The sequence below is a fragment of the Streptomyces sp. PKA51 genome (assembly GCF_057552455.1).
The window spans coordinates 208,755-227,513 of record NZ_BAAJPZ010000007.1; the positions used below are offsets into that span (position 1 = coordinate 208,755).

Annotated in this window: 23 protein-coding genes; 15 read left to right on the forward strand and 8 right to left on the reverse strand. The window is 71.7% G+C overall.

Translation table 11 applies throughout. The annotated features are described in order from the left end of the window. The first annotated feature begins 211 nt into the window (after window positions 1-211). Both tsaE and AC27L3_RS14125 read left to right on the forward strand, forming a co-directional pair. Window positions 212-730, forward strand: a complete 519-nt coding sequence (gene tsaE, locus AC27L3_RS14120; RefSeq protein WP_487234350.1) for a tRNA (adenosine(37)-N6)-threonylcarbamoyltransferase complex ATPase subunit type 1 TsaE — start codon at window positions 212-214, stop codon at window positions 728-730. Between the two features lie 133 nt (window positions 731-863). After that, window positions 864-1,049 (forward strand): hypothetical protein, encoded by a 186-nt coding sequence (locus AC27L3_RS14125; protein ID WP_487234351.1) that lies wholly within the window; start codon window positions 864-866, stop codon window positions 1,047-1,049. Between the two features lie 102 nt (window positions 1,050-1,151). On the opposite strand, the gene AC27L3_RS14130 is transcribed toward AC27L3_RS14125, so the two are convergent. Further along, on the reverse strand, window positions 1,152-1,754 hold the full coding sequence (locus AC27L3_RS14130) for a hypothetical protein (protein WP_487234352.1): 603 nt from the start codon (window positions 1,752-1,754) through the stop codon (window positions 1,152-1,154). Between the two features lie 141 nt (window positions 1,755-1,895). Between AC27L3_RS14130 and tsaB the strand changes: the two genes are divergently transcribed. Genes tsaB through tsaD form a run of 3 tightly spaced genes read left to right on the forward strand, consistent with a single transcriptional unit; the run spans window position 1,896 to window position 4,205 of the window. After that, window positions 1,896-2,564, forward strand: coding sequence for a tRNA (adenosine(37)-N6)-threonylcarbamoyltransferase complex dimerization subunit type 1 TsaB (gene tsaB / locus AC27L3_RS14135; RefSeq protein WP_487234353.1), 669 nt, complete (start codon window positions 1,896-1,898; stop codon window positions 2,562-2,564). 26 nt (window positions 2,565-2,590) lie between these two features. Further along, on the forward strand, window positions 2,591-3,085 hold the full coding sequence (gene rimI / locus AC27L3_RS14140) for a ribosomal protein S18-alanine N-acetyltransferase (RefSeq protein WP_487234404.1): 495 nt from the start codon (window positions 2,591-2,593) through the stop codon (window positions 3,083-3,085). Next, complete coding sequence (tsaD, locus tag AC27L3_RS14145; protein ID WP_487234354.1) at window positions 3,069-4,205, forward strand: tRNA (adenosine(37)-N6)-threonylcarbamoyltransferase complex transferase subunit TsaD; 1,137 nt, start codon at window positions 3,069-3,071, stop codon at window positions 4,203-4,205. Before rimI ends, tsaD begins: the two co-directional genes overlap by 17 nt. Window positions 4,206-4,258: 53 nt before the next feature. On the opposite strand, the gene AC27L3_RS14150 is transcribed toward tsaD, so the two are convergent. Both AC27L3_RS14150 and AC27L3_RS14155 read right to left on the reverse strand, forming a co-directional pair. Further along, on the reverse strand, window positions 4,259-4,936 hold the full coding sequence (locus tag AC27L3_RS14150) for a GOLPH3/VPS74 family protein (RefSeq protein WP_487234355.1): 678 nt from the start codon (window positions 4,934-4,936) through the stop codon (window positions 4,259-4,261). A 38-nt stretch (window positions 4,937-4,974) separates the two neighbouring features. Then, on the reverse strand, window positions 4,975-5,400 hold the full coding sequence (locus AC27L3_RS14155) for a winged helix-turn-helix transcriptional regulator (RefSeq protein ID WP_487234356.1): 426 nt from the start codon (window positions 5,398-5,400) through the stop codon (window positions 4,975-4,977). A gap of 65 nt (window positions 5,401-5,465) precedes the next feature. On the opposite strand from AC27L3_RS14155, the gene AC27L3_RS14160 reads away from it, so the two are divergent. Continuing rightward, entirely contained in the window at window positions 5,466-6,407 is a 942-nt protein-coding gene (locus tag AC27L3_RS14160) for an NADP-dependent oxidoreductase (RefSeq protein ID WP_487234357.1), read from the forward strand. A gap of 37 nt (window positions 6,408-6,444) precedes the next feature. On the opposite strand, the gene AC27L3_RS14165 is transcribed toward AC27L3_RS14160, so the two are convergent. Further along, window positions 6,445-7,329: a LysR family transcriptional regulator gene (locus AC27L3_RS14165; RefSeq protein WP_487234405.1), complete on the reverse strand. Its 885-nt coding sequence runs from the start codon at window positions 7,327-7,329 to the stop codon at window positions 6,445-6,447. A gap of 287 nt (window positions 7,330-7,616) precedes the next feature. Between AC27L3_RS14165 and AC27L3_RS14170 the strand changes: the two genes are divergently transcribed. The 5 genes from AC27L3_RS14170 (at window position 7,617) to AC27L3_RS14190 (ending at window position 11,360) form a co-directional block, all read left to right on the forward strand. After that, the gene (locus AC27L3_RS14170) at window positions 7,617-8,270 is read left to right on the forward strand and encodes a flavodoxin family protein (RefSeq protein ID WP_487234406.1); all 654 of its coding nucleotides are present in this window, start codon (window positions 7,617-7,619) and stop codon (window positions 8,268-8,270) included. Window positions 8,271-8,685: 415 nt separating this feature from the next. Continuing rightward, a complete protein-coding gene (locus tag AC27L3_RS14175) occupies window positions 8,686-9,492 on the forward strand; it encodes a helix-turn-helix domain-containing protein (protein ID WP_487234358.1) in 807 nt (268 codons plus the stop codon). Then, entirely contained in the window at window positions 9,489-9,707 is a 219-nt protein-coding gene (locus AC27L3_RS14180; protein ID WP_487234359.1) for a DUF397 domain-containing protein, read from the forward strand. Before AC27L3_RS14175 ends, AC27L3_RS14180 begins: the two co-directional genes overlap by 4 nt. Before the next feature lie 350 nt (window positions 9,708-10,057). Continuing rightward, the gene (locus AC27L3_RS14185; protein WP_487234360.1) at window positions 10,058-10,528 is read left to right on the forward strand and encodes a nitroreductase family deazaflavin-dependent oxidoreductase; all 471 of its coding nucleotides are present in this window, start codon (window positions 10,058-10,060) and stop codon (window positions 10,526-10,528) included. A gap of 298 nt (window positions 10,529-10,826) precedes the next feature. After that, entirely contained in the window at window positions 10,827-11,360 is a 534-nt protein-coding gene (locus AC27L3_RS14190; RefSeq protein ID WP_487234407.1) for a DUF3291 domain-containing protein, read from the forward strand. A 27-nt stretch (window positions 11,361-11,387) separates the two neighbouring features. Here the strand turns inward: AC27L3_RS14190 and AC27L3_RS14195 are convergent, their stop codons facing one another. Then, on the reverse strand, window positions 11,388-12,605 hold the full coding sequence (locus AC27L3_RS14195; RefSeq protein ID WP_487234361.1) for an alpha/beta hydrolase family protein: 1,218 nt from the start codon (window positions 12,603-12,605) through the stop codon (window positions 11,388-11,390). Next, window positions 12,602-13,597, reverse strand: a complete 996-nt coding sequence (locus AC27L3_RS14200; RefSeq protein WP_487234362.1) for a LysR family transcriptional regulator — start codon at window positions 13,595-13,597, stop codon at window positions 12,602-12,604. Before AC27L3_RS14200 ends, AC27L3_RS14195 begins: the two co-directional genes overlap by 4 nt. 131 nt (window positions 13,598-13,728) lie before the next feature. On the opposite strand from AC27L3_RS14200, the gene AC27L3_RS14205 reads away from it, so the two are divergent. Further along, a complete protein-coding gene (locus AC27L3_RS14205) occupies window positions 13,729-14,406 on the forward strand; it encodes a maleylpyruvate isomerase family mycothiol-dependent enzyme (protein WP_487234408.1) in 678 nt (225 codons plus the stop codon). Window positions 14,407-14,411: 5 nt separating this feature from the next. Continuing rightward, complete coding sequence (locus AC27L3_RS14210) at window positions 14,412-14,945, forward strand: anthrone oxygenase family protein (RefSeq protein WP_487234363.1); 534 nt, start codon at window positions 14,412-14,414, stop codon at window positions 14,943-14,945. Window positions 14,946-15,007: 62 nt separating this feature from the next. On the opposite strand, the gene AC27L3_RS14215 is transcribed toward AC27L3_RS14210, so the two are convergent. Then, window positions 15,008-15,871 (reverse strand): MBL fold metallo-hydrolase, encoded by an 864-nt coding sequence (locus AC27L3_RS14215; RefSeq protein WP_487234364.1) that lies wholly within the window; start codon window positions 15,869-15,871, stop codon window positions 15,008-15,010. Window positions 15,872-15,979: 108 nt separating this feature from the next. Between AC27L3_RS14215 and AC27L3_RS14220 the strand changes: the two genes are divergently transcribed. Then, a complete protein-coding gene (locus tag AC27L3_RS14220; protein WP_487234365.1) occupies window positions 15,980-16,411 on the forward strand; it encodes a MarR family winged helix-turn-helix transcriptional regulator in 432 nt (143 codons plus the stop codon). Window positions 16,412-16,508: 97 nt separating this feature from the next. Here AC27L3_RS14220 and AC27L3_RS14225 read toward each other — a convergent pair whose 3' ends face one another. Then, the gene (locus tag AC27L3_RS14225; protein ID WP_487234366.1) at window positions 16,509-17,723 is read right to left on the reverse strand and encodes a class I SAM-dependent methyltransferase; all 1,215 of its coding nucleotides are present in this window, start codon (window positions 17,721-17,723) and stop codon (window positions 16,509-16,511) included. Between the two features lie 411 nt (window positions 17,724-18,134). Here AC27L3_RS14225 and AC27L3_RS14230 point away from each other — a divergent pair, with 411 nt between their 5' ends. Continuing rightward, on the forward strand, window positions 18,135-18,758 hold the full coding sequence (locus AC27L3_RS14230; protein WP_487234367.1) for a polysaccharide deacetylase family protein: 624 nt from the start codon (window positions 18,135-18,137) through the stop codon (window positions 18,756-18,758). Window position 18,759 lies beyond the last annotated feature (1 nt).

The window sequence follows — 18,759 nt, forward strand, 5'->3', positions numbered from 1 at the left end:
TTGCTGACGGGCCGCCGGCGCGGCGGGTGCTCCGGCCCGGCCGGGGCCACGTCCCGGCGGTGACCGGGGGAGTTCGCCGGGGGAGTTCGAGGCCACCGGGCGGAGCCTGCTGCGGGGTCCGGGGCGGAGCCCCGGTTCCGGGAAGGGGCGGGGTGGGGGAGAGACCCGCCGCAGGCCACAGGCGGTGGCTCACCCCGTACCATCGGCGGGTATGAACACCGCCGCACCCACCCAGCTGACGATCAAGTCCGCGGACGCCATGCGCGACCTGGGCCGCCGCCTCGCCGCGTGTCTGCGCCCCGGTGACCTCGTCCTGCTCTCCGGCGAGCTCGGTGCCGGGAAGACGACGCTGACGCGCGGTCTCGGCGAGGGCCTCGGCGTGCGGGGCGCCGTGACGTCGCCCACGTTCGTCATCGCCCGCGTCCACCCGTCCCTGGTGGGCGGTCCGGCGCTGGTGCACGTCGACGCCTACCGCCTCTCCGGCGGCCTGGACGAGATGGAGGACCTGGACCTCGATGTCTCCCTCCCCGAGTCCGTCGTGGTCGTCGAGTGGGGCGACGGCAAGGTGGAGGACCTCTCGGAGGACCGGCTGCGCGTGGTGATCGAGCGTGCGGTGGGCGCGGACGCCCCCGCCCCGGACGCGGGCGACGAGGCCGACGACGTGCGTACGGTCACGGTCACGGGCATCGGCGCGCGCTGGGCGGACGCCGACTTCGCCACCCTGGCCTGAGACCGGGTTCCGACAGGCCGTCGGCAAAATGTTGCGCGCGTGGTGCCGCGCGTGGTCACATGGAGTTCGGAGGCTTGGTTAGGTCTACCTAACTTACGCCTGCGTGCCCGCGCTCTGCTCCCCAGGAGGCACCATGACGGCCCACGAGCCCGCTGCCCCCGCCGCTGCCGCCGTGCCGCGCGATCCGGAACGGACCCCGTCGATGCACGACCTCCTGGCCTCCTGCGCCGCCGCGGACGCGGTCTCCACGCCACCGCGCGCGCCGGAACCGGCCCAGACCCCGACCGACGCGCCGCAGGAGCAGCGCGACGCCGCGTAGCCCGAACGGGCGACGCCACAAGGTCACGGGCGCAGGGTCACGGGATCAAAGGATCATGGGGTCCGCCGGGTCACAGGATCACCGGGTCACACGACCGCCGGGTCACGGAATGACGACGACCTTCGTGTTCGTCACCGCGAATTCCCACATCGACCGCCCGTCGGCCGGCTTCTCGCGGATCGCGCCGGTCTTCTTCCCCGACGCCGGGTTCGGCGAGGAGCCGTCCACGGCCGCGCTGAAGCCGAAGACGATCCCGGCCGGGTCCTTGTGGAAGATCACCACGTGCTCGACGGGCGTGCCGTCGGAGCCGGTGACGGTCGGCGTGCGCGAGGTGACCGCGTAGGTGCCGGGCGGCGGGCTGACCGTGCTCGGCGCCACCTCGAAGGTGCGGGTGGCCTTGCCGTCCTGGCCCACCAGCCACACGCGCTTCTGCGCGAGCGCGTAGACGACGCGCAGCCCCGTCCCGGAGCCCTCCGGCACCGCGTCGGGCGCCGCGGCCTGCCCCTGGCCGGCCGCGTCCTTGCCCTTGCCCGCATCGGCTCCGGAGCCGTCGCCCTTGGCGCCCTTGCCGGAGCCCTGGCCCGCTGCGTGGGCGGCGGCGGGGCGGTCGGGCGCGGCCTCCGCCTGGTACGCCAGGAAGCCGACCCCGGCGAGGGCCGCCGCGGTGAGCGCGGCCACGATGACCCCCGAGCTGCTGCGTGCCACGCTGCGCACACTCCTTACCGACTTACCCGATGCGTCGTACGGCTATGCGGCTGACCGTAGCACCAGGTGCCGCACGCCTGCCGCGCCGTCATCCCGCCGCCCGCGCCACACAGCTCCCACGGCGCGCCGTACGCTTGTCACGTGCTGTTGCTCGCTCTTGATACCGCCACCCCCGCCGTCACGGTCGCCCTGCACGACGGGGAGACCGTCGTCGCCGAGTCGACCCAGATCGACGCCCGCCGGCACGGGGAGCTGCTGCTGCCCGCCGTACACCGGGTGCTCGGCGAGGCGGGCACCGCGCTGGACGCCGTGACCGGCATCGTCGTGGGCGTCGGCCCGGGCCCGTACACCGGTCTGCGGGTGGGCATCGTGACCGCCGCGACGTTCGCGGCCGCGCTGTCCGTGCCCGTCCACGGTCTGTGCACGCTGGACGGCATCGCGTACGCGGCGGGGCAGGCCGGGATGGAGGGCGGGTTCGTCGTGGCGACGGACGCCCGCCGCAAGGAGGTGTACTGGGCGCGCTACGCCGACGCCCGTACGCGCCTCACCGAGCCCGCCGTGGACCGTCCCGCCGAGCTGCCCGCCGACGTGACGGCCCTGCCGGCGATCGGCGCGGGCGCCGTGCTGTACGCGGACGCCTTCGGCGACGTGCGCGACGGGCTGCCGCAGCACCAGAGCGCGGGGGCGCTGGCCGCGCTGGCGGCGGAGAAGCTCCGCACGGGCGGCGAGTTCCTGCCGGACCGGCCGCTGTACCTGCGCCGCCCCGACGCCCAGGTGCCCGCCAACTACAAGGTGGTCACGCCGCAGTGACCGGCACCGCAGTGCGCGTCCGCGACATGCGCTGGTGGGACATCGCCCCGGTGCTGGAACTGGAGCGTGCGCTCTTCCCGGACGACGCCTGGTCCAAGGGCCTGTTCTGGTCCGAGCTGGCCCACGCGCGCGGTGCCCACGCCAACCGCCGCTACGTCGTGGCCGAGACCACCGACGGCGCGGGCGCCGCCCGCATCGTCGGCTACGCCGGCCTCGCCGCCGTCGACCGCACCGGCGACGTGCAGACCATCGCCGTGGACCGGGAGCACTGGAGCACCGGCCTCGGCGCCCGCCTGCTGAGCGAACTGCTCACCACGGCCACCGCCTTCGACTGCCGCGAGGTGCTGCTCGAAGTGCGCGTGGACAACACCCGTGCCCAGCGCCTCTACGAGCGCTTCGGCTTCGAGCCGGTGGGCGTGCGCCGCGGCTACTACCAGCCCGGCAACGTCGACGCGCTCGTCATGCGCCTGTCCGATCCGATCAACGCTGTCCAAGGAATGACCCATGGCTCGCAGGACTGACGAACCCCTCGTCCTCGGCATCGAAACCTCCTGCGACGAGACCGGTGTCGGCATCGTCCGCGGCCACACGCTGCTGGCCGACGCCGTCGCCTCCAGCGTCGACGAGCACGCCCGCTTCGGCGGCGTCGTGCCCGAGGTCGCCAGTCGCGCGCACCTGGAGGCCATGGTGCCGACCATCCAGCGCGCGCTGGCGGAGGCCGGCGTCACCGCCAAGGACCTCGACGGCATCGCCGTCACCGCCGGCCCCGGCCTCGCCGGCGCCCTGCTGGTCGGCGTCTCGGCCGCCAAGGCGTACGCGTACGCCCTCGGCAAGCCGCTGTACGGCGTGAACCACCTCGCCTCCCACATCTGCGTCGACCAGCTCGAACACGGCGCCCTGCCCGAGCCGACCATGGCGCTGCTGGTCAGCGGCGGCCACTCCTCCCTCCTCCTCGCCCCGGACATCACCTCCGACGTCCGTCCCCTCGGCTCCACCATCGACGACGCGGCGGGCGAGGCCTTCGACAAGATCGCACGCGTGCTGAACCTCGGCTTCCCCGGCGGCCCGGTCATCGACCGGTACGCGCGCGAGGGCGACCCCGACGCGATCCGCTTCCCGCGCGGCCTGACCGGCCCGCGCGACCCGGTCTACGACTTCTCCTTCTCCGGCCTGAAGACCGCCGTGGCCCGCTGGATCGAGGCCAAGCGCGCGGCCGGCGAGAACGTGCCCGTGGCGGACGTGGCGGCCTCCTTCCAGGAGGCGGTCGTCGACGTCCTCACCCGCAAGGCCGTCCGCGCCTGCAAGGACCACGGCGTCGACCACCTCATGATCGGCGGCGGCGTCGCCGCCAACACCCGCCTGCGGGCCATGGCCGAACGCCGCTGCGAGGACGCCGGCATCACGCTGCGCGTCCCGCGCCCCAAGCTGTGCACCGACAACGGCGCCATGGTGGCGGCCCTGGGCGCGGAAATGGTGGCCCGCGGCCGCGCCGCGTCCTCCTGGGACCTCTCGGCGGACTCCTCACTGCCGGTGACCCACACGCACGTGCCGGGCGAGGACAGCGACCACGAGCACGGCCACGGCCACGGCCACGGCCATGACCACTTCCACGAGCTGAGCAAGGACAACCTCTACTCGTAAGGCGCGGTCAGGACTCGTCCGGCCGCCTGCCGGCCACCGGCGGCCGCTGACGTTCAGACGGCTGCCGAACCGCTGGAGCTCTCCGACGACTTGTCCTGCCGCACATTGCGGTACACCGCCTCGGCCGGCCACTCCTGCCGGGTCAGTCGCCGCAGCGCCCGGCGCGTGCGGCGGGCGTCCCAGCCCGGGTACAGCCGGTTGTGCACGTCGATCGCGGCGAGCAGCGCGCCCAGGGCGCGCGAGCGCGGGTCGGGGAAGTCGGCGTGGCGCGCCTCGTCGAGGCGTATGCGCGCCGGCGTGCCGAGGTCGACCGACCCGGCGGGGAAGCAGTGGTAGGGGATCAGGCGCAGCAGGCGGCGCGACTCCCGGCGCAGTGCCCCGCGCTCGACGAGCCGGTCGAGCCACGGCCCCTCCAGCCGCCGTCCGGCACGCCGCACCCAGGCCCGTGTCCGCGGCCCTTTGGCGCCGGGCCCCTTGCCGCGGGTCTCGGCCGCGAGGTCGGCGAGGGCGGCGGCCAGCAGCGGGTCGGCGGGTGGCAGCGGGCCGGTGACGACCACGCGCCCGCGCTCCTCGGTCACGTGCCCGCCGAGCGCCAGCTCGGCGAGCACGGCACCGGCCACGCCGTACTGCAGGAAGCGTGCACGGCACAGCCTGCGGCCGGTGGAGGGTTGGAAGGAGAGGAGCAACAACTCTTCGGGCAGCGGCAGGTGGCCGCCGGGTTCCGCGTCCATGCGTCCATGATGCGGCAGTCCGTGGCGGGTCACTCGGGTCATGCCAGGGGAGCGACCGCCCGGCCGGCCTTCTCGTCGAACGTCTCGCGCGCGGCCACGATCTGGTGCACGTGCGAACGCGCCCACTGGCCGATGACGGCGGCCAGTCGGCCCGCCTCGCGCCCCAGCGGCGTCGGCGCGTACTCGACCCGCGGCGGGACCGTGGGATAGACCGTGCGCTCGACGAGGCCGTCGCGCTCCAGTGTGCGCAGGGTCTGGGTGAGCATCTTCTGCGTGATGCCCGGAATGGAGCGCTGCAGTTCGTTGAACCGCCGGGGTGCCGCCCCTTCGCCCAGCGCGCCCAACTCTCCCAGCACGTACAGCACCCACTTGTTGGCCAGGACCTCGACGACGGTCCGCGAGGGACACTCGCCGGGCGGCACGGACCAGGGCACGGGTGAAGTGTCCAGGGGGGCAGTATCCATTGGGTACCTACCTTTCGGAAAGGTGCCTACTGTACAAGGGATACTGGTGGCGCAAGGATCAAGCCATGCGAGTGATCAGTCAGCGTTCTCTTGGTGGTCCTGAAGTTCTGGAAGTACGGGAAGTCCCGGAGGCCGAGCGCCCGAGCCCCGGGCCCGGCGAGGTCCTGGTGCGGGTGCGCGCCACAGGCGTCAACCCGGCGGACTGGAAGGTGCGTTCCGGGCATGTGCAGTGGTTCGGCGCACCGCCGTTCGTGCTGGGGCACGAGTTCAGCGGGGAAGTGGCGGCGACGGGAGCCGCTGCCGACGCCTTCGGCCCGGGTGACGAGGTGTTCGGGTGGGTGATACCGCCCCGCGGAAGCCACGCGGATTACGTCGTCGTACCGCAGACGTCGCTTGCGGCGAAGCCGGACGTCATCGACCACGTCCGGGCGGCGGCCCTGCCCATCGCCGGACTGACCGCGTGGCAGGCCCTGGTGAGCATCGCGCAGGTGCAGGCAGGTATGCGCGTGCTGGTGCACGGCGCGGCGGGCGGCGTCGGCCACCTGGCCGTACAGATCGCCAAGGCGCGGGGCGCGTACGTGATCGGTACGGCGCGCGCGGAGAAGCACGCGTTCGTACGGTCCCTGGGCGCCGACGAGGTCGTCGACTACACGGTGACGGACTTCGCCGCCGTCCTGCACGGCATCGACGTGGTCGTGGACACCGTCAGCAACGACTACGGGCCCAGGTCGCTGGCCACCATGAATCCCGGCGGCATCCTCATCGACGTGGTGGGCGTGGGAATCGACCGTACGGCGGTGACGGCGCAGGCCGAGCGGGAGGGAAAGCGGTTCGTCGAGTTCTACCTCGAACCGACGCCGGCCGACCTGAGCGGCCTCGCGGACCTCGTACGCGACGGCGGGCTGCGCCCGGAGATCCAGGAGGTCCTGCCGCTGAGCGAAGCCGCCAAGGCCCATGAACTGAGCGAGACGGGGCGCGTACGGGGAAAGGTGGTGCTGGTGCCGTAAGCGGGGGGATCCGGGGGGCGGGGAGGCCGGGGGGGGATCAGGGGAGCAGCGCCGAGGCGTTCAGCAGCAGGTCGCGCAGCGCCGTGGCCGCCTCCGACGGCTCGGCGGGGGTGAGGACGACCTGGTCGACGGTCGTCGAGGGGCCGGTGAGGGGGATGACGCGCAGACCGGGCGGCTCGTGGTCGAGCGCGGATTCCACGGTGATGCCGATGCCGGTTCCCGCGGCGACATGAGCGGCGATGGCGTGCACGCTGTCGGCGGTTCTGATGATGCGCAGATCGGCTCCGCCGATGTGGAAGGCGGTCAGAAGGCGGTCGCACAGACCGCTGTTGATCTGATGCGGCCAGGTGAGCAGGCCGGTGGTGGACAGTTCGTACGCGCTCAGCTCGGCGCGCCCGGCCAGCGCATGGGCCGCGGGTACGAGCGCCACGAACCTCTCCGTGGACAGCACCCGCGCGCGTACGCCGGTGACGTCACCGGTCGCCCAGCCGATGCCCAGCCCGATCGTCCCCGCCCGCAAGGCGGTGACCTGGGCCGTGGTCGGCATGGCCTCGGGCACGATCGTCACGCCGGGAAAACGGTCGCGCAGCTGCGGCAGGCAGCGCAACAGCAGCTGATGGTCGGTGTATTCGGCGTGGCCGACGACGAGGGTGGTGAGCCCCCCGTCGCCGGCGGCCAGGGCACGCCCACGCTGCTGGAAGCGACGCAGCTGGGCCAGGGTGGCATGCGCCTCGGGCAGCAGCGCTTCACCGAGACCGGTCAGGGACACGCGGCGGCTCGTGCGGTGGAACAACCGCCCGCCCAGGCTGCTCTCCAGTCGCCTGATGGCGTCGCTGACGGTGGGCTGCCCCCGGTGCAGGCGCGCGGCGGCGCGGCCGAAGTGCAGCTCTTCCGCGACCGCGACGAATGCTTCCAGTTCCATCCTGTCCACGCGGCCAGGCTAACGCGATCGATCGGTGCGACCGATCGCTGCGTGCCGATGTTCGGCGTTGATGCCGGGGTGCGGGCGGGGTGGGATGGGTGGGCGCGCGGGAATTCCCCGCGATCCCCATCGGAAGCGGCTTGAAGCCGTTTGAAGCAGTTCGACGCAGCTCGAAGCAGTTTGAAGCGGCTCGAAGCGGCTCGGAGCAGCTCGAACCAGTTCGGAAGTAGTGAAGCGCAATGCAGAGCAATGACGTTGACCGTGAGCACGGAGCGCCGGTGGTCACGATGACGGTGGTCTACCACTCGGTGCACGGCCACACCCGCGTCCTGGCCGAGCACCTCGCGGACGGGGCACGGCTGGTGCCCGGCGCCCGGGTGCACCTCGTCGAGATCCGGCCCGAGGACGTCACCGCGGGCCGCTGGCACGACGCGGAGGTGATGGAGCTGCTCGACCGCTCCGACGCGATCGTTTTCGGTTGCCCGACGCTGATGGGCAGCGTGTCGGCGGTGTTCAAGGCATTCATGGAAGCGGCGTTCACACCGTTCGTGACGCAGGCGTGGAAGGACAAACTGGCGGGAGGATTCACCATGTCCGCCTCGCAGAGCGGCGACAAGCTGGCGGTCCTGGAACAGCTGGCGATCTTCGGCGCGCAACTGGGCATGCAGTGGATAGGCGTCGGCGACATGCCCGGCAACAACTGGAGCGGCGGCTCCCGCGACGACATCAACCGGCTGGGCTCGTGGCTGGGCCTGATGAGCCAGAGCCACGCGGACCAGGGCCCGGAACAGGCCGGATCCCGCGGAGACCTGATTACGGCGGAGCGGTACGGCGAGCGGATCGCCCGCCTGGCACAGCGATGGGTCAACGCCGCGCCGTACGAGACCCCCCGAATGACGGAACATGAGGCACGTGCGCTGTCGGCCTCGCTGAGGGAGTAGGGGCTGCCTGACGGGTTCCTGTCCGGGGGCTTTGTCTGTGGGTGCCTGTCCGTGGGCGGGTGCGGGTCAGAACTTTGGCTGGCTACGAGGGGAGGGGTGGGGGGCGCGGGTCGGTTCCCGGTCTGCGGGTGGGCTTGGAGTTGGCCGCCGTTCTCGTGCCGTCGCGGATGCGGGTGCGTGAGGAGATCGCGCCGTGGGTTCGTGGCTGAGGGGGAGCTGGCTGCTGCCGCGATGTGGCTTGCGCCGGTGGAGACGCTCCGCTCGTGTCAGGTGGTGGCGTGGCTGAGCGTTCGGCTGCAGAAACCTTCACTGGCGGGAGGGAATGAGGGGTGGAGTTACCGGGTCGTGTGATCTGCGCTGCCGGAGTGCTTCCGTGTGGCTACTTTGAGTAGTAGCGATGGGAAGGGGTGGTCCTATGACTCTGGAGTCCCAGCCGCCGATCGGCTGGCGGTACTGCGGGGACCAGCTGAAGCGGTGGCGCCAGCGAGCGGGCATCTCACGGGAGGAGCTGGCGAAGGAGGCGTGCGTCGGCGTCGAGTTGATCAAGTCGATCGAGCAAGGCCGGCGAAGGGCGAGCCTGAGGATCCTGCAGATCGCCGATCAGCTGTGCGGGGCGGGCGGCCTGCTGGAGGCCGCCTACCAGTACCTGCAGCCGGAACCCCAGCGCCCCGCGGCGCACGACTTCTTCCGCTACGAGGAGGAGGCGACGGCGCTGAGTTCGAGTGAGCCGGTCCTCATCCCGGGCCTGCTGCAGACCGAGGGCACGGCGCGGGCCCTGTTCAGCAAGACCTGGCCGCCGGTCGACGATGAGACCATCGACAAGCGGATCGCTGTCAGGCTGGGGCGTCAGCACGTGCTCGACAAGCAGTCGACAGCGTTTTCCTTCGTCATCGGTGAGGCGCCCCTGCGGAATCCGCTGGGAGATGTCGAGACCCATAGGGAACAGCTGCGCCATCTCCTGGCAATCGGGGCCCGGCGTAACGTGACGATCCAGGTTGTGCCGGCCGACGTCTTCCAGGCCCAGCTCAATGGTTCCGTCGTCTTGATGGAGCTTCCCGGGTATGAGCGGATCGCTTACCAGGAGGGAAGCTTCGCCGGTGTGCTCGTAACCGACGCTGAACGGGTCCGGCTCGTCGTGCACGGCCTTTCGCTGATCCAACAAGTCGCCCTCAGTCCAAGCGACTCGGGGCGTTTCATCTCGAACCTGTTGGAGGAACTGTGAACCGCAAGCGGACCTGGTACAGGTCCAGTTATAGCAACATCCCTGGCGATAACTGCGTCGAAGTGTGTGGCGTGCCCCGGGACGGCATACGCATCCGCGATTCGAAGCGAATACCCGGCCCGGAGGTGAGTGTTTCCGCCGCCTCCTGGATGGAATTCGTTGGAGCGCTCGCCCGCCGCGGTCTGCAGTCGGACGCTCAGCCCCATCACACGTGACACGAGCGGAGCGTCTCCACCGGCGTCAGCCACATCGCGGCAGCAGCCAGCTCCCCCTCAGCCACGAACCCACGGCGCGGTCTCCTCACGCACCCGCATCCGCGACGGCACGAGAACGGCGGCCAACCTCAAACCCACCCGCAGACCGGGAACCGGCCCGCGCCCCCCACCCCTCCCCTCGTAGCCAGCCAAAGTTCTGACCTCAGCCACCATCACCACCCGCACGGGAAGTCCGAGCTCCGGCCCCCGAGCTCTCTTTGCGAGCAACGGGGGCATAGCCCATACGCGAAACCCAACCACGACGATCGACCACGACCACCACGATCGACCACGACAATGGGGTGACCTCGATGCCTCTTGAAGGCGAGTACGAGCCGAGTCCGGCGCAGTGGGTGCGCGAACAAGTCGAGCTGTACGAGAGTTCCGGGGGCACGCAGGGCACGACGCTCTGGGACACGGGCCTGCCGGTCGTCATTGTCACGATGCGCGGCGCGAAGAGCGGCAAGATCCGCAAGATTCCGCTGATGCGTGTGGAGCACGAGGGACGGTACGCGGCGGTGGCCTCGAAGGGCGGTTTCCCGCGCCATCCGGTCTGGTACTTCAACCTCAAGGCCGACCCGCAGGTGGAGGTCCAGGACGGTCCCGAACGCCGACGGATGATCGCCCGTGAGGTCACCGGGGACGAGAGGGCCCAGTGGTGGGAGCGCGCGGTGGCCGCGTATCCGCCGTACGCCGAGTACCAGGAGAAGACCGACCGCGTGATCCCGGTCTTCGTACTCGAACCCGAGCACGCGACCGGGCCGGCGAAGTCCCCGGCGTAGCGACCGCGACCCCTACCCCTACCCCTGCCCCTGCCTCCGCCGTCCTCCACCCCCGAAGGCCGTAAAGCCTTCGGGGGTGTTCGCATTTCCCATACGACGGAGGCCCTTGCGCAACGACCCCGGCTCATGCCCTGGGCCGCCGGGTTCGCCCTACCTGGTCCGGGCCTATTCCGCAGGCCACTTGAACAGGGAAAACGCAACTTCGACAAGGCTGGCGGAGGCCGCTACCTTCCCCCTGGTCCTCGGCGATCACCCACGGTCGCTCGCACAGGAGTTCCTTCCAACCAGGGAGCGATACATGGCCCGTCTTGCGCTGTACACGTTCGGCGTTCTGAAGTCACCTCTCGCCGATCCCACACCTCTCACGCAGGAATTCCACGACATGGGTGAGGTCGCCTACCAGGAGATAAGCCAGCACCCGGGGTACCTCGGTCATGCTGTGGCGGGGGAAGGCGAGCGGGGATCGCACTTCGACCTGGACTGGGGTGCATGGGGGAAGTTCGCCGTACCCACCTGGTACGGCAAGGGGCGTACAGCGGAGACCACGGCCCTGGCCGCGTCCCTCTCGCTCTGGACCGACCTGCGTTCCGCCTTCGATGCCATCTACACCGGCATGCACCGTAAGGCGCTGAACAGGCGTCATGACTGGTTCGAGAAGAGGAAACACCCGAGCCACGTGTTCTGGTGGGTCTCCGGCGAGGCGATACCCACCTGGCAGGAGGGGGTTACCAAGCTGGAGTACCTCCACGACCACGGCTCCGCGCCGGACGCCTTCACGTTCCACCACTCGTTCGCCCCGGATGGAACTCCGACCAGGATCAAAGCTTTCTGATCGCTTCGCGCACCCGACGGATCGGCCTTACGCGGTCTCGTCGAAGAACCTGACGATGCGGGGCAGGGCCTGCCGCACCGTTTCGTTGTGGTCGTAGTCGCCGACGTCGGTCAGCCGGTGTGCGGCGCCGTTCTTCGTCAGCTGGTCGGCGCAGTACGTGGCGTGGCCGAAGTCGACGTCCTTGTCGCCTCGGCCGTGGAAGATCTGGACCGGGACGTTCGGTCGCCAGTTGCAGGTGTTGTCCATCGGGCGGAGCCTGTCCTTCAGGACGCCGTCGGGCTTGCGGACCTTGTTGAGGAAGTCCTCGGTGAACAGGTCCTTGGAGGCTGCCGGAAGCGCGCCGACGATCTGTCCGGTGGTGTGGTGGCCGTCGAAGAGGGCTTCCACCTTCGAGTTGTAGGGGGAGCGGAAGGCGTCGCTCGGTGATGAGTAGAGGCCGTACATCCGGTTCCACGCGGTGGCGAAGTAGGCGAGGTAGATGCCGGACTTGGCGATCTTGTCGTCGGCCGCGGCGGCCTCGAAGGCCGAGAGGTTGTAGGGGCCGCTGACCGGGGCGAGTGCCCCGAGCCGGAAGTAGGGGTCGGCGCCCTCCTGCTGAAGTGCGCGGCCCATCAGCATGGTGGCGGGGCCGCCTTGCGAGAAGCCGCTGACCTGGACCTTCCGCTTCAGCTCGCGGCCGTGGCGGTGGGCGACGGTACGGGCCGCGCGCAGGCCGTCCACCGAGGCGGCGACCGTGGCCCGGGGGTCGCCGTAGGGGTGGAAGCCCTCGCCCGAGCCGAGGCCGACGTAGTCGGGCGCCGAAACGGCGCGTCCGGTCGAGGCGAAGAGCAGCGCGGTGAGCCGGTCGGTCGACTTCGGGTTCTCCGAGGCGACGTCCTTGCGGTAGGCGGTGGTGCCGTGCAGCCAGGAGACGGGGGACAGGTGGCGTGCCCCGTTCTTGGGCAGGACGACGAGCTGGCTCGCGGTCGTGGGGGCGCCCGTGCTGTCGGTGGTGCGGTAGGTGACCCGATAGGCGGTCACGCCGTAGCGGACCGAGGACGTGTCGATCTGTCCCCGGAGTTGCCCGGCCACTTCTTCCGCCGTCAGGTCGGTCGCCCGTTCGACGGAGACGACGGCCCCGCCCTGTGCCGACCCGCCGCGGGAGCCGGCCGCCGACGCCGACGCCGGAGCGACCAGGGCGGACACGCTGCCCAGGACCGCCGCACCAGCCGCAATGCGCCGCATTCTCGTTCGTCGTGAAGTCATGGGTGGATCATGCTCGTTGGCCGCGTCGCCGGGGTATGGAGCGACCCCCCGGGCCGCGAAGGGGGAAAACCCCCGGGGGCCGTGGGCAGGGCCGCGCGGAGGCGGTCGAGCAGGGCGCGGGCTGCAGGGCTCGTGGGGCCGGTGGCGCGCCAGGCGAGGGCGATGCGGGCGCGGATCGCGGGGCGGACGATGGTCAGGGTCCGCAGGGCTCCGTCGCCGTCCGGCGCGGGGCCGTCGTCCTCGCCGGCCGGGAGTACGGCGACGCCCAGGCCCCGGGCGGCGAGCTGGGCGAGCACGGGGGGTGCCGCCGCCTCGAAGGCGACGTGGGGGCGGAAGCCGGCCCGGGTGCAGGCGCGTTCGAGTGCCGCGCGTACCCCGGTGCCGCGTGGCAGGCAGATCAGCGCGCGGTCGCGCAGTTCGGCGAGGGGGACGCTCGTACGGTCGCCGGGGGTGAGGAGCGGGTCCCCGGGTGCGGCGACGACGGCCAGCGGGACGTCGATGACGGTGTGGAGGGACAGGCCGGGCGGGGGCACTTCGTCGGTGGGTCCGAGGAGGGCGATGTCGAGCTCGCCGGCCAGGATTGCGGCCTGCATCCGCTCCGAGGTGTCCTCGGTGAGGGCGACCTCCAGGGCGGGGTGGGCGTCGTGGAAGTCGGCGAGGAGCGAGGCGATGTCGAAGGCGTGGCCCGTGGCTCCGGAGACCAGGCCGAGGGAGACGCGGCCGCGCAGGAGCCCCGTGTACGCGTCGGCGGTCTGCCGTACCGCATCGGCGGCGGCCAGCGCGGCCCGGGCGTACGGCAGGACGGCCCGGCCCGTCTCGGTGAGCGTCACCGAGCGGCGGGAGCGGTCGAGGAGGGGCTGCCCCAGCTCCTGTTCCAGCTGGCGGATCTGGGCGCTCAGGCCGGGCTGGGCGAGGTGCAGACGGGCGGCTGCGCGCGTGAAGCCGCCTTCTTCGACGACGGTCACGAAGTAGCGCAGCTGGCGAAGTTCCATAAGCGGCAATGCTAGGTAGCAGCACAACTGTCTATTGGAAATATGGATCGGCCGCCCGCACGCTTGATCCCATGCACCACAAAGCGACGGGCGGCAATGCGACGGGCCGCAACGCGACGGATGGCGACGCGATGGACGGCACCGCGACGGATGACGACGTGACGGGCCGCAACGCGACGGATGCCTCGGTCGTCAGGGCCGCCATCGCGGCGGAACGCCGGGAACTGGCCGACCTCTTCGACAGCCTGCCGGCCGAGGCGTGGGACGTGCCCAGCCTGTGCGAGGGATGGCGGGTGCGCGAGGTCGTCGCCCACATGTCGATGGGGTTCCGGCTCTCCCTGCCCGTCACCCTGGGCGAACTGGCCAAGGCCCGCGGCAACCTGCACCGCATGACCGACCGCGTCGCCCGCAGGGACGCGGCCGCCCACTCCCCGGCCGAGCTCAGCGCCTTTCTGCGCGACAACGCCCGCCATCCCTGGACGCCGCCGGTCGGCGGGTTCGTGGCGGCGCTCGGCCATGACGTGGTGCACGGCCTGGACGTCACCGTCGCCCTCGGGCTCGGCCGACGGGTCCCTGAAGACCGGTTGCGGGTCCTGCTCGACGACATCAGGCCCCGTGGCCTGAAGTTCTTCGGCGTCGACCTTCGCGGGGTGCGGCTGTGCGCCGAGGACATGGACTGGTCCTACGGTTCCGGGGCCCCCGTGTACGGCGCCGCCCAGGACCTCCTCCTGCTCGCCTTCGGCCGCAGGCTCCCGTACGGCCGTCTCCACGGCGAGCCGAGCGGCCGCTTCACGGCCACCGGCCGGTGAGCGCCATGACGACGAGCGCCATGACGACCAGCGCCATGACGACGGTCACGGCTCGGCGCACCCGGCTCCTGCGGGCGCTCTCGCTGTTCTCCACCGGCCTGTTGGCGGGCGCCTTCGGCTACGGCGCCGCCAATCTCGTCCCGACGTTCGATGTCGTGCCGATCGCCATGAGGCTCGATTTCCACACGGCCCTCATGGCGAAGAACGGCATCACCATGCAGGGCGCAATGGCCGTCTCGGCCCTGAGCACCCTCGCCCTGGCCGTCGTGGAACGCGGCCGGGGCCGCGTCCTCGCCGGCGTGGCGGGAGCCCTGGTGGTCGCGTCGTTCCTGATCACGCGGTTCGGGAACGTCCCCATCAACGGCCGTATCAAGCAGTGGGCCGCGACCGCGCCCCCGGCCGGGTACGCGGACGTCCTGCGGCGTTGGGAGCTGTTCAACGACGCCCGCACGCTGTCCGCGGCCGTCGCCTTCGGGCTGCTGGTCCTTCTCGCCCTCCCGGCGGTGACCGGGCGCCCCGCCGGGGCGCCGGCCGCGTAGCGCCAAGACTGCCCGGACTGCCCGGACTGCCCGGACCATCGGGATCACCCGGATCGCCCGGGTCAGGCGTCCACCGGGCGCCAGGCCGGGCCGGTGCCGTCCTGCCGGACGTGGCCGAAGACCACGTCGGCGAAGTGGACGCCGAAGCCGATCGTGCCGGGCTCCGCCAGTTCGGCGACGAGGCGGTGGCGGTGGTCGGCGGTGCGGGTGGTGTCGTGGTCGAAGGCCACGGACCAGCCGGGGTGGTCGACCTGGATCGGGGTGTGCATGGCGTCGCCGAAGGCGATCAGTCGCCGGCCGCCCCCGGTGATGACGTACTCGGCGTGCCCGACGGTGTGGCCGGGAGCGACCCGCACCTGGACGCCGGGGAAGATCTCCTGCCTGTCGGTGATCGTGCGGACGTGCGGGGCGAGGGCCGCGACCTGCTCGGCCATGCCCTGGGCCGCCAGGGCGTCGCGCCCGGCCCACTCCTGCTCGGAGATCAGGTAGTCGGCGTGGGCGAACGTGGGCTCGCAGGCCCAGCCCAGGTGGTCGGCGTGGAGGTGGGTGAAGGCCACCGCCTCGATGTCCTCGGGGGCGCGGCCGAGCGCGGCCAGGTTCTGCGGGAGCGCGCCGCCGTGGATCGTGTCGAGCGGGCCGTCGGGGGCCGTGAGCGTCCGGGGGCCGAAGCCGGTGTCGATCAGCAGGGCGCGGTCGTCGTGCTCGACGAGCAGGGCGCCGACGCTGCCGACGAGGCGGCCGTCGGCGTCCAGGTACTCGGGGTGCGCGGCCCACACCTCGTCGGTGGTGTCCTGGAGCAGTTCCAGGGGCCGGAGCCGTACGTCGCCGTCCGGGATGTACGACACCTTCGTGTCGCCCAGCCGGATCGAGCGGATTCCGGCGGGGCGGCGCAGTCGTTCGTCCTGAGCCACGGTCACGTCAGCCATGTTTCTCCTTCGTCGGGTCCCTGCGGCGACGTTGATCACGATAAGCATCAAGCTCGAATCATTCAAGCTGTAAATATGTGCGCTTGATGCAGTTGGTAGGCTGGCGGTATGACGACCTCACCGGAGTCGCGGGCGATGGCCGAGCGGCAGCTGTGCTCTCTGGTGAACGGGCTGGCCCAACGGCTCGGGGACCACGTACGCGAGCGCGCCGCCGTCCTCGGCCTCACCGCGCCCCAGGCGACCGCGCTGCGGGAGATGAGCGGGCCGATGACCATGCGCGAGCTCGCCGAGCGCATGTGCTGCGAGCCCTCCAACACCACCTTCGTCGTCGACAAGCTGGAGAAGCAGAAGCTGGTCGAGCGCCACCCGCACCCCGTCGACCGCCGCGCGAAGCACCTCGTCCTCACCGCCGAAGGCACTGCACTGCGCGCACGCCTCCTCGAACTCCTCGCCGTGGACTCCCCGTTGTCCGGCCTCTCCGCGGAGGAGCAGGGCGTCCTGCGCGGCCTGGTGGAGCGGGCCATCGCCGGTCGCGGCTGACCGTTTCGCAGGCCGAAGCGGCAGGGGGCGCGCTCACCCCTTGGCGCGCAGGATGTCGACGGCATCACGTGGCGCCACATGGCGCCACACACGGCCGTCAGGCCGCCGGCTGTCCCAGCAGCATCACCGGTGCCCCCGCGGCGCGGGTGAGGATGATGACGCAGGAGTGGGGGCCGTCGAGCTTGAGCTTCCTGCGGAGTTCCTCGGGCTCGACGGCGGAGCCGCGCTTCTTGATGACGGCGACGCCGATGCCGCGTTCGCGGACGAGGGCCTTGAGCTTCTTGAGGTTGAAGGGCAGGACGTCCGTGATCTCGTACGCCGTGGCGTACGGCGTCGGGCGCAGTTCGTCGCTGGTGACGTAGGCGATGGTGCCGTCGATCAGGCCGGCGTCGTCGGACAGCGCTGCCGCCACGTCCGCGACGAGGTGGGCGCGGATGACGGCGCCGTCGGGTTCGTAGAGGTAGCGGCCCACGGGGCGCACGGCGGGGTCGGGAAGGCCCGCGCCGGTGAGGTGGGCGCCGGCGGGCAGGAGGGTGGCGCGCCGGGTGCCGGGCTCGGTGCCGAACCACAGGACGGCCTCCTTGACGTCGCCGCCGTCGGAGATCCACTCGGCCTCGGCATCGTCCGGGACGGCCTCGTGGGGGACGCCGGGAGCGATCTTCAGGGCGGCGTGCGGGGCGCTGCGGGCGGCGTCGATCGCCCAGGACAGGGGCGGGGAGTACGCCTCCGGGTCGAAGATGCGGCCGCGGCCGCCGCGGCGGGCGGGGTCGACGAAGACGGCGTCGTAGCCGGAGGTGTCGACGTCGGTGACGTCGGCGCAGCGGACCTCGATGAGGTCGGCGAGGCCGAGCGCCTCGGCGTTGGCGCGGGCGACCGCGGCCGTGAGCGGGTCGCGGTCGACGGCCAGGACGGCGATGCCGGCGCGGGCCAGGGCGATGGCGTCTCCGCCGTTGCCGCAGCACAGGTCGGCGAGGCGGCGTACGCCGAGGGCGGCGAAGCGGCGGGCGCGGTGGGCGGCGACGGAGGCGCGGGTGGCCTGTTCGACGCCGTTGGGCGTGAAGAACATGCGGTGCGCGTCGGCCGCGCCGAACTTTGCGACCGCCCGCTGCCGCAGACGCGCCTGTCCGAGGGCGGCGGAGACCAGCTCGGCGGGGTGCTCGCGGCGCAGCCGGGTGGCGGTGGCGAGCTCCCGGGCGGGGTCGTAGTCCCGCAGGTCGTCCAGCAGACGGCGGCCCTCGTCGGTGAGGAGGGCGGCGAAGGCGTCGGCCTCGGGGGTCGTCTCGGGGTTGGTCTCGGCGTTCGGTGCGGGCACGTGCTCCAACGTACCCCGGCGCTCTGTGCAGGTCGCGCGCCTGATCGCGGCCGCGGGAGCGGCGGGGGCCGGTGCCCGGGGACGCCCCGCTCGCAGTGATCGAACTCGTGGACAAGAATCGTCAGCGTGAGCCCCTTCTTTTCCGGCCGCCGACGTGCTGCCGCCGCTGCCGCCGCCGCTGGTTCCGCCGCTTTGATGCTGATAGCCGGGTGTTCCTCGGCGGGGTCGGGGAGTGCGGCGCATTCGTCGGGCTCCCCCTCCTCCCCCTCCTCGGCTCCCTCGGCCGTCGCCGGGACGCCGCACCCGGGGAAGGGCGAGCCGGCGCCCGACGCCGCCGCGTACCGCCGCTGGGGGCTGGACCGGCCGCCGGCCGCGCCCCCGGCGCCGCCCGCGAAGAAGATCACGGACGGGATGAGGGACGGGGACGCGCCGAAGATCGTGCGGCGCGTCCCCACGCAGGACAAGGTCGTCTTCCTGACCTTCGACGACGGGGCCGAGAAGGACCCGCAGTTCGTGAAGATGGCCAAGGACCTGAAGCTGCCGTTCACGATGTTCCTGACGGACAGCGTCGCCCACACGGGTCAGGGCTACGGCTATTTCGAGCAGCTGCGCGACGCGCCGGGCGGGGGCGTGCGCAACGGCGTGGACAACCACACGATCGACCACCCGAACCTGCGCACGCTGTCGGCGGAGGCGCAGAAGAAGGAGATCTGCAGGCAGCAGGAGACGCTGCAGAAACGATTCGGCGAGCGACCCGCGCTGTTCCGGCCGCCGTACGGCAACTACAACGACGCCACGCTCGCGGCGGCGGGGGCGTGCGGGGTGCGGGCGGTCGTCCTGTGGGAGGCCACGATGCAGATCAACGACATGCGCTACGCGGAGGGGGACGGCCTGCGCCCGGGCGACATCGTGCTGGCGCACTTCCGGGGGCCGCAGGAGCTCAAGGGGACGACGATGACGCAGATGGTCACGAACATGCTGCGCAGCATCGAGCGCCAGGGCTACACGGTGGGCCGCCTGGAGGACTACGTCTGAG